At 54.5% G+C, this 14,163-nt stretch carries 14 protein-coding genes and 4 tRNA genes; 7 read left to right on the top strand and 11 right to left on the bottom strand.

Annotated elements, in window-relative coordinates:
* Positions 1–31 precede the first annotated feature (31 nt).
* Entirely contained in the window at positions 32–898 is an 867-nt protein-coding gene (gene pdxK / locus AB2B48_RS11725) for a pyridoxine/pyridoxal/pyridoxamine kinase (protein ID WP_368301843.1), read from the top strand.
* The gene (locus tag AB2B48_RS11720) at positions 895–1,134 is read left to right on the top strand and encodes a cytoplasmic protein (RefSeq protein WP_115073804.1); all 240 of its coding nucleotides are present in this window, start codon (positions 895–897) and stop codon (positions 1,132–1,134) included. The genes pdxK and AB2B48_RS11720 overlap by 4 nt, the downstream gene beginning before the upstream one ends.
* Positions 1,135–1,194: 60 nt before the next feature.
* Here the strand turns inward: AB2B48_RS11720 and crr are convergent, their stop codons facing one another.
* The 5 genes from crr to cysZ all read right to left on the bottom strand — a co-directional run bounded on the left by crr (position 1,195) and on the right by cysZ (position 6,050).
* A complete protein-coding gene (gene crr, locus AB2B48_RS11715; RefSeq protein ID WP_185669912.1) occupies positions 1,195–1,704 on the bottom strand; it encodes a PTS glucose transporter subunit IIA in 510 nt (169 codons plus the stop codon).
* A gap of 40 nt (positions 1,705–1,744) precedes the next feature.
* Positions 1,745–3,472, bottom strand: coding sequence for a phosphoenolpyruvate-protein phosphotransferase PtsI (gene ptsI / locus AB2B48_RS11710; RefSeq protein ID WP_185669913.1), 1,728 nt, complete (start codon positions 3,470–3,472; stop codon positions 1,745–1,747).
* A 45-nt stretch (positions 3,473–3,517) separates the two neighbouring features.
* Positions 3,518–3,775, bottom strand: a complete 258-nt coding sequence (ptsH, locus tag AB2B48_RS11705; RefSeq protein WP_002913505.1) for a phosphocarrier protein Hpr — start codon at positions 3,773–3,775, stop codon at positions 3,518–3,520.
* Positions 3,776–4,160: 385 nt separating this feature from the next.
* Complete coding sequence (gene cysK, locus AB2B48_RS11700) at positions 4,161–5,132, bottom strand: cysteine synthase A (RefSeq protein ID WP_035896911.1); 972 nt, start codon at positions 5,130–5,132, stop codon at positions 4,161–4,163.
* Between the two features lie 156 nt (positions 5,133–5,288).
* Positions 5,289–6,050, bottom strand: a complete 762-nt coding sequence (gene cysZ, locus AB2B48_RS11695) for a sulfate transporter CysZ (RefSeq protein WP_368301842.1) — start codon at positions 6,048–6,050, stop codon at positions 5,289–5,291.
* A 230-nt stretch (positions 6,051–6,280) separates the two neighbouring features.
* Here cysZ and zipA point away from each other — a divergent pair, with 230 nt between their 5' ends.
* From zipA to AB2B48_RS11680, 3 genes are all read left to right on the top strand, one after another.
* Complete coding sequence (gene zipA, locus AB2B48_RS11690; RefSeq protein WP_368301841.1) at positions 6,281–7,291, top strand: cell division protein ZipA; 1,011 nt, start codon at positions 6,281–6,283, stop codon at positions 7,289–7,291.
* A 70-nt stretch (positions 7,292–7,361) separates the two neighbouring features.
* Positions 7,362–9,377: an NAD-dependent DNA ligase LigA gene (gene ligA, locus AB2B48_RS11685; protein WP_368301840.1), complete on the top strand. Its 2,016-nt coding sequence runs from the start codon at positions 7,362–7,364 to the stop codon at positions 9,375–9,377.
* Between the two features lies 1 nt (position 9,378).
* Complete coding sequence (locus tag AB2B48_RS11680; protein ID WP_035896906.1) at positions 9,379–9,591, top strand: DUF3820 family protein; 213 nt, start codon at positions 9,379–9,381, stop codon at positions 9,589–9,591.
* Here the strand turns inward: AB2B48_RS11680 and AB2B48_RS11675 are convergent.
* Positions 9,588–10,583 (bottom strand): bile acid:sodium symporter family protein, encoded by a 996-nt coding sequence (locus AB2B48_RS11675; protein ID WP_052282372.1) that lies wholly within the window; start codon positions 10,581–10,583, stop codon positions 9,588–9,590. The genes AB2B48_RS11680 and AB2B48_RS11675 overlap by 4 nt on opposite strands.
* 89 nt (positions 10,584–10,672) lie before the next feature.
* Here AB2B48_RS11675 and AB2B48_RS11670 point away from each other — a divergent pair, with 89 nt between their 5' ends.
* The gene (locus AB2B48_RS11670; protein ID WP_185669919.1) at positions 10,673–11,599 is read left to right on the top strand and encodes a LysR family transcriptional regulator; all 927 of its coding nucleotides are present in this window, start codon (positions 10,673–10,675) and stop codon (positions 11,597–11,599) included.
* On the opposite strand, the gene AB2B48_RS11665 is transcribed toward AB2B48_RS11670, so the two are convergent.
* The 5 genes from AB2B48_RS11665 to AB2B48_RS11645 all read right to left on the bottom strand — a co-directional run bounded on the left by AB2B48_RS11665 (position 11,590) and on the right by AB2B48_RS11645 (position 12,484).
* Entirely contained in the window at positions 11,590–11,931 is a 342-nt protein-coding gene (locus AB2B48_RS11665) for a FlxA-like family protein (RefSeq protein WP_368301839.1), read from the bottom strand. The genes AB2B48_RS11670 and AB2B48_RS11665 overlap by 10 nt on opposite strands.
* A 153-nt stretch (positions 11,932–12,084) precedes the next feature.
* A tRNA-Lys gene (locus tag AB2B48_RS11660) sits at positions 12,085–12,160 on the bottom strand.
* Between the two features lie 4 nt (positions 12,161–12,164).
* Positions 12,165–12,240: transfer RNA gene (locus tag AB2B48_RS11655), tRNA-Val, on the bottom strand.
* 46 nt (positions 12,241–12,286) lie between these two features.
* Positions 12,287–12,362: transfer RNA gene (locus AB2B48_RS11650), tRNA-Val, on the bottom strand.
* 46 nt (positions 12,363–12,408) lie between these two features.
* Positions 12,409–12,484: transfer RNA gene (locus AB2B48_RS11645), tRNA-Val, on the bottom strand.
* A gap of 247 nt (positions 12,485–12,731) precedes the next feature.
* On the opposite strand from AB2B48_RS11645, the gene gltX reads away from it, so the two are divergent.
* Positions 12,732–14,147, top strand: coding sequence for a glutamate--tRNA ligase (gene gltX / locus AB2B48_RS11640; RefSeq protein ID WP_185669497.1), 1,416 nt, complete (start codon positions 12,732–12,734; stop codon positions 14,145–14,147).
* The last annotated feature ends 16 nt before the right edge of the window (positions 14,148–14,163 follow it).

Genomic DNA, 14,163 nt, shown 5'->3' with positions numbered 1-14,163 from the left:
AGCCCGCTGTCCAGAGTCAGAGGAGAAGGTGATGGGGCAGGATAGTGAAATACAGTCGGTGCTCTTCAACGATACGCACCGGGCATTACAGACGGACATCGTGGCCGTTCAGTCGCTGGTGGTCTACGGCAGCGTAGGCAACAGCATCGCGGTACCGGCGATTAAATCCCACGGTCTGCGGGTGACCGCTGTGCCGACGGTGCTGTTCAGCAACACGCCGCACTACGAGACGTTCTACGGCGGCGTTATTCCCGGTGAGTGGTTCGGCGGCTACCTGAAAGCACTGAACGAGCGCGATGCGCTGCGTGAGTTGAAAGCGGTCACCACCGGCTATATGGGCAGCGCGGAGCAGATTGCGTTGCTGGCTGAGTGGCTGAAAACGGTACAGGTGTCGCATCCGGATATCTGCATCCTGGTCGACCCGGTGATTGGCGATGTCGACAGTGGGATCTACGTGAAGGCGGAAATTCCGGAGGCCTACCGTACTCATCTGCTGCCGCTGGCGCAGGGACTGACGCCGAACGTGTTCGAGCTGGAAATGCTCAGCGGCAAGCCATGCCGTACGCTGGATGAAGCGATTCTGGCGGCGAAATCACTGCTCAGCGATACGCTGAAGTGGGTGGTGATCACCAGCGCTCCGGGGCAGACGGAAAACAATATTACGGTTGCCGTGGTGACGCCGGAATCGACAGAGGTGATTGAGCATCCACGTCTGGAAACGGACCTGAAAGGGACGGGCGATCTGTTCTGTGCTGAGCTCATTAGCGGCATTGTGCAGCAGCAGCCGTTGGCTGCAGCCGCGCATGCGGCGGCAGAAAGGGTGCTGGCAGTGATGAGTTGGACGCAGCAATGCGGTTGTGATGAGTTAATACTGCCACCGGCAGGGGAGGTGCGATGAAGTGTTATCGTCTGGTTATTCGGCATAATGGCCGTCTGGTAGGGCATTTTGATACCAGCGGGCAGGATGCCCTTGAGGATGCCTGCGTCGCGCGGGCGATGTTTGGCGTGACCGGTGGCTATCAGTGTGAACTGCTGGTGTCTGATTCTGAACGTCGGATGCTGGAAAGCGGGCCGGAAGGGATGAAAGTTCTGATGCGCGAGCCGTGTTTCCGCCCGGTGACGTCGCAGCTGTGACCTGGCCTACAGGCAAAAAAAATGGCGCCAATCGGCGCCATTTCTATATGCAATTAAGCATTACTTCTTAATGCGGATGACTGGGGTTTCACCCACAGTTACGCTACCGGACAGTTTGATCAGTTCTTTGATCTCGTCCATGTTGGAGATAACAACCGGAGTCAGGGTAGACTTGGCTTTTTCTTCCAGCAGAGCCAGATCGAACTCAATCACGGTATCGCCAACTTTAACGCGCTGGCCTTCTTCCGCGATACGAGTGAAACCTTCGCCTTTCAGTTCAACGGTATCGATACCGAAGTGAACGAACAGCTCGATGCCGCTATCGGATTCGATAGAGAAAGCGTGGTTGGTTTCAAAGATTTTACCGATGGTGCCGTCAACCGGCGCAACCATTTTGTTGCCGGTCGGTTTGATAGCAATGCCATCGCCAACGATTTTCTCAGCAAACACTACGTCCGGCACGTCTTCGATGTTGACGATTTCGCCAGAGAGCGGTGCAATGATCTCAATGGTTCCGGTGTCTTTTTTATCATCAGAAACCAGAGATTTCAGTTTATCGAACAAACCCATGATCTTCTCCTAAGCAGTAATTTGGGCCGCATCTCGTGGATTAGCAGATTGTTTTTTCTTCAATGAACTTGTTCACCAACGCCAGCAGTTCGTCTGTAGTTGGTTGAGCAAGTGCTTGCTCTGCTAAAACCTTTGCATCTTCGAAGTTCGTGTTACGGATAATCTTCTTAATGCGTGGGATAGAAATGGCGCTCATAGAGAATTCGTCCAGACCCATACCCAGCAACAGAAGTGTAGCACGTTCGTCGCCTGCAAGCTCACCACACATGCCAGTCCATTTGCCTTCAGCATGAGAAGCATCAATAACTTGCTTGATCAAGGTGAGGACAGACGGTGACATTGGCTGGTAAAGATGTGAAATCATATCATTACCACGGTCAACTGCCAGAGTATACTGCGTTAAATCATTGGTACCGATACTAAAGAAATCAACTTCTTTGGCTAAATGACGAGCGATAGTCGCAGCGGCAGGGGTTTCTACCATCACGCCAATCTCAATCGTTTCGTCAAACGCTTTACCTTCGTCGCGCAGTTCCTGTTTGTAGATTTCGATCTCTTTCTTCAGTGCACGCACTTCTTCAACAGAGATGATCATTGGGAACATGATGCGCAGTTTGCCGAAAGCAGAGGCACGCAGGATAGCGCGAACCTGGTCACGCAGGATCTCTTTACGATCCATTGCGATACGCACGGCACGCCAGCCCAGGAACGGGTTCTCTTCTTTCGGGAAGTTCATGTACGGCAGCTCTTTGTCGCCACCGATGTCCATGGTACGGACGATAACTGCCTGAGAGCCACACGCTTCAGCCACAGCTTTGTACGCCGCAAACTGCTCTTCTTCAGTTGGCAGCGCGTCGCGGTCCATGAACAGGAATTCGGTGCGGTACAGACCAACACCTTCAGCGCCGTTACGCTCAGCACCGTCGATATCACGAACGGTACCGATGTTGGCGCAAACTTCAACCTGGTGGCCATCAAGGGTGATTGCCGGCAGGTCTTTCAGTTTAGCCAGTTCGGCTTTCTCATTGGCAACCTGCTCCTGAATGGCACGCAGTTGCTCAATTTCTTCATTAGTTGGGTTGACGTAAACCTGGTTGTTTACGGCATCCAGAATCAGATAGTCGCCATTTTTCACCTGAGTGGTGACGCTACCGGTACCCACGATCGCTGGCAGTTCCAGGGAACGCGCCATGATGGAGGTGTGGGAAGTACGGCCACCGACGTCAGTGATGAAGCCCAGCACCTTCTTCAGGTTCAGCTGTGCGGTTTCGGACGGCGTCAGGTCCGCGGCAACCAGGATAACTTCATCCTGAATGGCGCTCAGGTCAATAATGGCCAGACCCAGGATGTTGCGCAGCAGGCGCTTACCGATGTCACGTACGTCAGCCGCACGTTCTTTCAGGTATTCATCATCCAGTTCTTCCAGGGCAGTTGCCTGACCTTCGATAACTTCATGCGCAGCTGCGTCAGCCGTCATGTTCTTATCTTTAATCAGGGCTATGATTTCCTGCTCCAGCTCCTCATCTTCGAGCAGCATGATGTGCCCTTCGAAGATGGCTTCTTTTTCTTCACCGAAAGTTTCGCCAGCTTTAGTCTTGATAGCTTCCAGCTGAGCTGACGCTTTAGAACGGCCGCTCAGAAAACGTTCAACTTCCTGCTCAACTTTATCGGCAGAAATTTTCTTCCGGTCGATGACAATTTCATCTTCTTTCAGCAGCAGTGCTTTGCCGAAAGCGATACCCGGGGATGCTAAAATGCCTGAAATCATAACCCTACCTTACTTGTGACTGATATTTAAAAGAACTCGTTGAACTTACTCGAGTTCAGCCATCAGTTTAACCAGATGTTCAACTGCTTTCTGCTCGTCTTCACCTTCTGCGGACAGGGTAACAACGGTGCCCTGGGTCAGACCCAGAGTTTGCAGTTTGAACAGGCTTTTTGCGCTAGCGCTTTTGCCGTTGGAGGTCACAGTGATCTCGGAAGTGAAGCCTTTCGCTTCTTTAACAAACTGAGCAGCAGGGCGGGTATGCAGACCGTTCGGAGCGGTAATGGTAACTTCTTGCTGGAACATTATATTTCCCCAACTTATAGGTTTAGTGTTGTGGAACTAAAGTCTAGCCTGGTGGATAGACTTTAGCCTGTATTACAAATCAAGCGACGCCCACAAAATCAGCACTACCATCGGCGACAAACCATCCGACGCAGACGCTTCTGGCCTTTGACGTTTCGCTTATCATTAAACATTATGCCGTGAAAGCAGGATTTGAACCAAATCATAAAATCGATTCAGCTTATGGAAAACCTGTTAAGAATAATTTCGCGGCTCAAAATAAATATGAGAGGTTAAATACCAGACCTACGGAGGTGAATCAATGCCAGGGGGGGTAAAAGTTTGATGCATGCCACAAAAAAGCACCCATTTGGGTGCTTTTTTACACGATTTTAACCAACTGGCATTACTGTTGCAGTTCTTTCTCGGTGAAGAGATCTGCGAACAGCGCCGTGCTTAAATAACGCTCACCCGAAGACGGTAGGATAACCACAATATTCTTATTGGTAAAGGTTTCATCTTCCTGGAGTTTCAATGCTGCGGCAACCGCTGCACCGGAAGAGATACCCGCCAGAATGCCTTCTTCTTCCATCAGGCGACGCGCCGTGGAGATAGCTTCTTCGTTGGTGATGGCGACGACTTTATCGATCAGCTTCAGATCAAGGTTGCCAGGGATGAAACCTGCGCCGATCCCCTGAATCTTATGTGGGCCTGGCTTCAGTTCTTCACCCGCCAGCGCCTGAGCGATAACCGGAGAATCAGTTGGCTCAACGGCGACCGAGATCAGATCCGTTTTGCCTTTGGTATTTTTAATGTAGCGCGTTACGCCGGTCAGCGTACCGCCGGTGCCGACGCCCGCAATGAATACGTCAACCTGACCGTCGGTATCTTCCCAGATTTCCGGGCCGGTGGTCTTTTCGTGAATTTCCGGGTTAGCCGGGTTGCTGAACTGCTGCAGCAGCAGGAATTTTTCCGGGTTGCTGGCAACAATCTCTTCGGCTTTCTGAATCGCGCCTTTCATGCCTTTCGCGCCTTCGGTCAGCACCAGGTTCGCGCCAAGTGCTTTCAGCAGCTTACGGCGTTCAACGCTCATGGTTTCCGGCATGGTCAGCGTCAGCTTATAACCACGGGCGGCAGCGACATAGGCCAGAGCGATACCGGTGTTACCGCTGGTTGGCTCAACCAGTTCGATGCCAGGCTTCAGCACGCCGCGTTTTTCGGCATCCCAAATCATATTGGCACCGATACGGCATTTGACGCTGAAGCTTGGGTTACGTGACTCAACCTTCGCCAGAATGCGCCCGTTACCGATGCGGTTCAGTCGTACCAGTGGTGTATGACCGATAGTCAGGGAGTTATCTTCAAAAATCTTACTCATGGCCTATCCTTAACTGTATGAAATTTGGGGTACTGGTCCAGCATACCTGCTTAAAGATTCTGCGGAAGTAAGGATTTCGCATATCTATATACTGAAGGGAAATAATGGCAAGCGGGATGGAATAAGGCAGGGCATAAGCCCCGCCTGGAGAGGTGATTACTTCCACATGGCGTGTTTGTCGCGATAGCAGTCAACCCACATCGCCGTTGCGCCGCAGATGGCGACCGGAATAATCACCAGATTCAGCACCGGAATCAGGGTAAACAGACTCACTAGCGACCCGAACTGCATATTGGTGACTTTGCGAGTTCGCAGGGCCTGGCGCATGGTTTTAAACGGTACTTTATGGTTGTCGAACGGGTAGTCGCAGTACTGGATAGCCAGCATCCACGCGCTGAACAGGAACCACAGCACCGGCGCGACCGTCTGACCAACGCCCGGAATAAAGTACAGCAGGAGCAGTACAATCGCGCGCGGCAGATACCATGCCAGCTTCTGCCATTCACGCTTCATGATGCGCGGCAGATCTTTCATGATGCCAACCACTCCAGTATCCGGCGGCGTCGCGCCGGTTAAGCGCGCTTCCAGCTGTTCTGCCAGCAGGCCGTTGAACGGCGCGGCAATCCAGTTGGCAATGGTCGAGAAGAAGTAGCCAAACACCAGCAGAATTGAAATCACCACCACCGGCCACAGTAGATAGCTCAGCCACTGCAGCCAGTCGGGGATACGGTTCATTAAGGATGGGATCCAGCTTTCCAGCTTGCTGAACAGCCACCAGAAGGCGCCGCCCATCAGGATGATATTGACCAACAGCGGTAAGATGACGAATCGGCGGATGCCCGGCAAGCCGATCAGTTTCCAGCCCTGAGAAAAATAGTAGACGCCGCTACGTGCGGCAGGGGTGGACGATGAAACCATGGTCAGGTGAAGCTCCTTTTACGGACTACATTGAAAAGACGACTATATATTATCGGGTTGTTGGACAATGACCAGTTAGGAAATGTTCGAAAAAACAGCAAAAAGTACGATTTAACGCATCTTTATGCGGTGAATGTCATGTGCACACTTGCACTTGACGTGATGGGCAAATACTCTTAGTGAGTAAATGTTTGCCGTGGTGGCAAGGTGTTAGAACAACAGAGAATATAATGATGCAGGATTTGCGTCTGATATTAATCATTGTTGGCGCGATCGCCATACTTGCTTTACTGGTTCATGGTTTCTGGACGAGCCGTAAAGAGCGTTCATCGATGTTCCGCGATCGACCAATGAAGCGAATGAAGTCTCGTGATGCCGATGATGAGTCGGAAGACGATGCTGATGACAATGTTGAAGGCGTGGGTGAAGTTCGGGTCCACAAGGTCAATCACGCCCCTGGGGCAACTGGGGAGCATGAAGCCCCTCGTCACGCGCCTCAACACCAGTACCAGCCGCCTTATGAGCGTCAGGCGCCTCAGCCTGCGCGTGCGCCAGAGCCGGTACAGCAACCGCATGTGCAACAGCCTTATCAGCCTGCACAGCCCGCGCCGGTACCGCCGCCGCAGCCTGTTCAGCAGCCTCCGCGTCCGCCGGTTGTCGAACCTCAGCCGGTACCTCAAGCGCCGCAGCATGTTGCTCAGCAGCCTGTAGCGCCTCAGGCTCCGCAGCCGGTAGAAGCGCCAGTCGCTCAGCCGGTGCAGCCAGAACCGGTTGCCGCACAGCCAGCGCCTGAACCTCCTCAGCCTGAGAAAAAAGAGCGTAAAGAGACGGTTATCGTCATGAACGTCTCCGCGCATCAGGGTACGCAGATTAACGGCGAACTGTTGTTGAATAGCATTCAGCAGGCCGGGTTTAAATTTGGTGATATGAATATTTTCCATCGTCATCTTAGCCCGGACGGCAGTGGACCGGCGTTGTTTAGCCTGGCCAATATGCTCAAGCCAGGCACCTTTGAACCGGAAACGATGGGCGAGATGGAAACCACTGGCGTGACCATTTTCATGCAGGTGCCGTCCTACGGCGATGAGCTGCAAAACTTCAAGCTGATGCTGCAGTCGGCGCAGTACATTGCCGACGAAGTGGGTGGTGTAGTGCTGGACGACCAGCGCCGCATGATGACCCCGCAAAAACTGCGTGAGTATCAGGACCGCATCCGCGAAGTTAAAGACGCCAACGCCTGATAGGCTCGCGCGTTTCCAATCTTTCCTGAACCCCCGCCTGTCGGGGGTTTTTTATCATTGATGGTGTGATATGCAACCTATAGAACAACAACTGAATGAACTGCGAGCGACGCTTCGCCATCATGAATATCTGTATCATGTTTTAGATACCCCGGAACTGCCGGACGCGGAGTATGACCGTCTGATGCGCGAACTGCGCGAGCTGGAAGCGCAGCACCCGGAGCTGATTACCTCCGACTCGCCCACGCAGCGGGTCGGCGCCGAGCCGCTGGCGGCGTTCAGCCAGATTCGCCATGAAGTGCCGATGCTGTCGCTGGACAACGTCTTTGACGAAGAGAGCTTCCTTGCCTTTAACAAGCGCGTCCAGGACCGTCTCAAGAGTACGGATAAACTGACCTGGTGCTGTGAGCTAAAGCTGGACGGCCTGGCGGTCAGCATCCTCTATGAAAACGGCGTGTTCGTCAGCGCGGCGACGCGCGGTGACGGCACCACCGGCGAAGATATCACCTCGAATGTCCGTACTATTCGCGCTATTCCGCTGAAGCTGCGCGGAGAGAACATTCCGGCCCGTCTGGAAGTGCGCGGTGAAGTGTTTATGCCGCAGGCCGGGTTTGAAAAAATCAACGACGAAGCCCGTCGCACCGGTAACAAAGTGTTCGCTAACCCGCGTAACGCCGCCGCTGGCTCGCTGCGTCAGCTTGACCCGCGGATTACCGCGAAGCGACCGCTCACTTTCTTCTGCTACGGCGTGGGTGTGCTGGAAGGGGGCGAACTACCGGATACCCATCTGGGGCGTTTGCTGCAGTTTAAAGAATGGGGGCTGCCGGTGAGCGACCGGGTCACGCTCTGTGACTCCCCGGAGGAAGTGCTCGCTTACTATCATAAGGTTGAAACCGATCGTCCTACGCTCGGTTTTGATATCGATGGCGTGGTGATCAAGGTGAACTCGCTGGCGTTGCAGGAACAGCTGGGCTTCGTAGCCCGCGCGCCGCGCTGGGCGGTGGCGTTTAAGTTCCCGGCGCAGGAGCAGATGACCTTTGTGCGCGACGTGGAGTTCCAGGTAGGGCGTACCGGGGCGATTACGCCAGTGGCGCGCCTGGAGCCGGTGCAGGTAGCCGGTGTGCTGGTCAGCAACGCGACGCTGCATAACGCCGATGAAATCGAGCGTCTTGGCCTGCGTATTGGTGACAAAGTGGTGATTCGCCGCGCGGGCGATGTGATTCCGCAGGTGGTCAACGTGGTGCTTTCTGAGCGCCCGGACGACACGCAGGAAATCGTCTTCCCGACTCATTGCCCGGTATGTAACTCTGACGTAGAGCGCGTGGAAGGTGAAGCCGTAGCCCGCTGCACCGGTGGCCTTATCTGCGGTGCGCAGCGTAAAGAGGCGCTCAAGCACTTCGTCTCCCGTCGTGCCCTTGATGTCGACGGCATGGGTGACAAAATTATCGACCAGTTGGTGGAGAAGGAGTATGTCCATACTCCGGCCGATCTTTTCACCCTGACCGCCGGCAAGCTGACCGGGCTTGACCGTATGGGGCCGAAATCGGCGCAAAACGTCGTCAGCGCGCTGGAAAAAGCCAAACAGACCACCTTCGCTCGCTTCCTCTACGCGTTAGGTATTCGTGAAGTGGGCGAGGCAACGGCAGCCGGTCTGGCGGCCTACTTTGGTACGCTTGACGCGCTGGAAGCGGCTTCCATTGAAGAGCTGCAAAAGGTGCCGGACGTCGGCGTGGTGGTGGCGAATCACGTGTTCAACTTCTTTGCCGAAGAGAGCAACCGTAACGTGATTCAACAACTGCTGAAAGAGGGCGTGAACTGGCCTGCTCCGGTGGTGATCAACGCCGAAGAGATAGATAGCCCGTTTGCTGGTAAAACCGTGGTGCTGACCGGCAGCCTGAGCCAGATGTCCCGTGACGATGCCAAAGCACGCCTGGTCGAGCTGGGGGCGAAAGTTGCCGGTAGCGTGTCGAAGAAGACCGATCTGGTGATTGCCGGTGAAGCCGCAGGCTCGAAGCTGGTGAAGGCGCAGGAGCTTGGCATTGCGGTGATCGACGAAGCCGAAATGCTGCGTCTGTTAGGAGTCTGAGGTGGATAAAGCACAGCTGATTGAGATTGCCAACACCGAAATGCCGTTTGGTAAGTACAAAGGACGGCGGCTTATTGACGTGCCGGAAGAGTATCTGCTGTGGTTTGCCCGGAAGGATCAGTTTCCTGCCGGGCATCTTGGCGAGCTGATGCAACTGACGCTGCTCATCAAAACAGAAGGGCTGAGCCAGCTGGTTCAGCCCCTTAAGCGCTAGCTGCCTACGCGGGCCTGCTCTTTGGCCTGCAGTTTTTCGGCCTGCGCTTTGTAGCGACGGGCCAGCACCGCGCAGGTCATCAGCTGAATCTGGTGGAAGATCATCAGCGGCAGCACCATCATCCCCAACACTGAGGTTGGGAAGAGAATATTGGCCATCGGAATACCGTTGGCCAGACTCTTTTTCGACCCACAGAAGACAATGGTAATCTCATCCGCCTTATTGAAGCCCAGCCGACGGGCAACTACGGTGTTAATCAGAATCACCAGCGCCAGCAGCACGATGCTCACCACCACGATAAACAGCAGTGACCCCACGCCAACCTTATGCCAGATACCGTTGACCACCGCTTCGCTGAAGGCGGAGTAGACCACCAGTAGAATCGAGGTCTGGTCGGTTTTGGCAATCCATTTTTTGTGTTTGGTCACAAACGCCGCAGTCCACGGGCGGGAAAGGTGCCCCAGCACAAACGGCAGCAGCAGTTGCAGCATGATTTTGCCCACCTGCTCGAGACTACCGCCCGCGCCGTGTACGTTCATCACCAAGCCAACCAGCAGCGGCGACAGGAAGATCCCCAGCAGGCTGGATGCCGACGCAGAGCACACTGCGGCGGCAACATTACCGCCCGCCAGCGAAGTAAAAGCGATGGCCGACTGTACGGTAGCAGGCAGAATGCACAGATACAGGAAACCAGCGTAAAGCTGGGGGTCGACGTTAATCGGTGCCCACCAGGCGAACAGCACGCCCAGCACCGGGAAGACCACAAAGGTGCTGCACATTACCCACAGATGCAGTCGCCAGTGGCTGCCGCCGGCAATAATCGACTCACGCGACAGCTTGGCGCCGTGCATAAAGAACAGCAGCGCGATAGCGGCGGTGGTCAGATTTTCAAAAAAGGGAACGAAGTCGCCGCGCGCCGGAAAGAAGGTGGCGAGCAGGACAACCGCAATAAGCGTCAGCGTAAACGGATCTAAAATGCGGAAAAGTTTCATAAAGACTCCTGAAGATCGATGCACACATTTTGCTTTTTTATTTTTGAGAAATAAAATTGATTTATTGCATCCATTCATGAATAAAACAGATGAATTACTCGCTGCGACAGTTGAAGGTGTTTGTAACGGTGGCCCAGGCGAAGAGTTTTAGCCGGGCAGGGGAAATAATCGGCCTGAGCCAGTCGGCGGTCAGCCACAGCGTAAAGGAGCTGGAGAGCCAGACCGGCGTCCGGTTGCTCGACCGCACCACGCGTGAAGTGGTGCTGACGGAAGCGGGGCAGCAGCTTGCCGCTCGCCTGGAACGGTTACTGGATGAGCTACAGGGCACGCTACGGGAAGCCGGGCGCACCGGGCAGCAGCTAAGTGGAACGGTCAGGGTGGCGGCCAGCCAGACGATTTCAGCGCATCTGATTCCGCAGTGCATTGCCCAAAGCAACCGCCGGTACCCGGACATTCGCTTTGTGCTGCACGACCGGCCGCAGCAGTGGGTGCTGGAGAGTATTCGTCAGGGGGACGTTGATTTCGGTATCGTTATCGATCCTGGCGTTGTGGGGGATTTGCAGTGCGAAACGGTGCTCTCTGAGCCATTCTTCCTGCTGTGTCGCAGCGATCACCCGTTTGCCGTTATGCCGGAGGTCGACTGGCAGGCGTTGCAGGGCGCGAAACTGGTGCTGCAGGACTACGCTTCCGGCAGCCGGATGTTGATTGATGCGGCGCTCCAGTTGCATCAGATTGAGGCGAATATCGTTCAGGAGATTGGTCACCCGGCGACGCTGTTCCCTATGGTGACGGCGGGCATTGGTATCAGCATTATTCCGGCGTTGGCGCTACCATTACCGGAGGGGAGCCCGCTGGTAGTGAAGCGGATGTCGCCGGGCGTAGAGCGCCAGCTGATGCTGGCGAGACGGAAAAATCGTTCGCTCTCCACCGCGGCTCAGGCGCTGTGGGACGTGGTGCGGGAGCAAAGCCAGCAACTCATGGATGAACGGCTACAGGACCCGCTGTATCAGACGTAAATATCGATCTGGTGATCGTCGCTGGGCTTGTTCACGCCGGTGATCGCGGCAGAAGAGGCTTCCTGTTTTTCCTGCGCTTTTTCTGCCTGCTGATTCTGGAGCTGCGCCAGCTGTGCTTCCAGCATGGCAATCTGCTCCTGAATCATCTCGGCCTGCTTTTGCTTTTCTTCTGTGCTGCCGCTGCCGTCCGCAATCTCTTTAAGCTGCTGGGTTAGCTTAACGATCTGCTGGGTGATACGTGCCATTTGTGATGCCGTATCGTTACCGCTCGGCGCGGCAGTGCTGGTGGTGGTTTTTAGTGAAGCGATAGAGGGAGCGCTGATGGTGGTCATGGTGAACGCCTTATTGGGAGAAATATAAGGAGTATCGGCAGAATGGGAGGAGACTTGAGCTTTTCCCGGCGGCGCTGCGCTTGGCCGGGCTACGTTGGAAAACTTCTCAGAACGCAGATAGCAAAAAGGCGCCTTTAGGGCGCCTTTTTACATTGGTGGGTCGTGCAGGATTCGAACCTGCGACCAATTGATTAAAAGTCAACTGCTCTACCAACTGAGCTAACGACCCGAAGTGGTGGGTGATGACGGGATCGAACCGCCGACCCCCTCCTTGTAAGGGAGGTGCTCTCCCAGCTGAGCTAATCACCCACTTCGGTACTTCAATTTTTAGTAAGAAATCCAGCTGGCGAGAAAGTGGTGGGTGATGACGGGATCGAACCGCCGACCCCCTCCTTGTAAGGGAGGTGCTCTCCCAGCTGAGCTAATCACCCACTTCTCAATTTCTTACTCTACACGGCGGAGACTACATAAAGTAGTTGGTGGGTGATGACGGGATCGAACCGCCGACCCCCTCCTTGTAAGGGAGGTGCTCTCCCAGCTGAGCTAATCACCCCCGCTGTGTGGAGTCGCATTATAGGGAGAGTTGAAAATGAGTCAACGCCTTTTATAAATAATTTATCTGTTCGTCGTAAAATTAGACGATGTGATCGCAAAACACGCTATGGTGTATGAATTCTATGCAAAAAATGCAAACCACACGCTTGCGGTGGGAACAACCGAGTGGGAGTGATAGAATATTGCCCACTTCTATTTCCAGGATTTGCCGGTTGTCGGCATGTTTATAAACGTAAGGCCATTTCATGAAAATCAAAACTCGCTTCGCGCCTAGCCCGACTGGCTATCTGCACGTCGGCGGTGCTCGTACTGCTCTTTATTCCTGGCTTTTCGCACGTCACCATAAAGGTGAGTTTGTGCTGCGTATTGAAGACACCGATCTCGAGCGCTCAACGCCGGAAGCCATTGAAGCCATCATGGATGGTATGAACTGGCTGAATCTGGAGTGGGATGAAGGCCCGTACTATCAGACCAAACGTTTCGATCGCTACAACGCGGTAATTGATGAAATGCTGGAAGCCGGCACGGCGTATAAATGCTACTGCTCCAAAGAGCGTCTGGAAGCACTGCGCGAAGAGCAGATGGCCAACGGCGAGAAGCCGCGTTACGACGGTCGCTGCCGCCACGGTCACGAACATCATGCTGACGATGAGCCGTGCGTAGTGCGTTTTGCTAACCCGCAGGAAGGTTCCGTTATTTTTGACGACCAGATCCGTGGGCCAATTGAATTCAGCAACCAGGAACTGGACGATCTGATCATCCGTCGTACCGACGGTTCCCCAACCTACAACTTCTGCGTGGTTGTTGATGACTGGGATATGGAAATCACCCACGTTGTTCGCGGTGAAGACCATATCAACAACACCCCGCGTCAGATTAACATCCTGAAAGCGCTGAACGCGCCGGTGCCGGTTTACGCGCACGTGTCGATGATCAACGGCGACGACGGCAAAAAGCTGTCCAAACGTCACGGTGCGGTCAGCGTCATGCAGTATCGCGATGACGGCTACCTGCCGGAAGCGCTGCTGAACTATCTGGTGCGTCTGGGCTGGTCCCACGGCGACCAGGAGATCTTCACCCGTGAAGAGATGATCGAATTCTTCTCTCTGGGCGCGGTCAGCAAGTCCGCCAGTGCGTTCAACACTGACAAACTGCAGTGGCTGAACCACCACTATATCAATACGATGGCGCCGGAATACGTGGCGACGCACCTGCAGTGGCACATTGAGCAGGAAAATATTGATACTCGCGTGGGTCCACAATTGAGCGAGCTGGTGAAACTGCTGGGCGAGCGCTGCAAAACGCTGAAAGAGATGGCGCAGAGCTGCCGTTACTTCTACGAAGATTTCGCTGAATTCGATGCGGACGCTGCGAAGAAACACCTGCGTCCGGTTGCGCGTCAGCCGCTGGAAGTGGTACGTGACAAAATCTCCGCCATCACCGACTGGACCGCTGAAAATGTTCACCACGCGATTCAGGCAACCGCCGATGAGCTGGAAGTGGGCATGGGCAAAGTGGGTATGCCGCTGCGCGTTGCGGTGACCGGAGCAGGGCAGTCACCTGGCCTGGACGTGACCGTTCATGCGATCGGTAAATCCCGTAGCATCGAGCGCATCAACAAAGCGCTGGCGTTTATCGCTGAGCGTGAAAGTCAGCAGTAATCGGCGTTCAGATGTG

The organism is Kluyvera sichuanensis (genome assembly GCF_040930405.1).
GTDB classification, from domain to species: domain Bacteria; phylum Pseudomonadota; class Gammaproteobacteria; order Enterobacterales; family Enterobacteriaceae; genus Kluyvera; species Kluyvera sichuanensis.
This window is presented reverse-complemented; position numbering and strand designations above follow the sequence as displayed.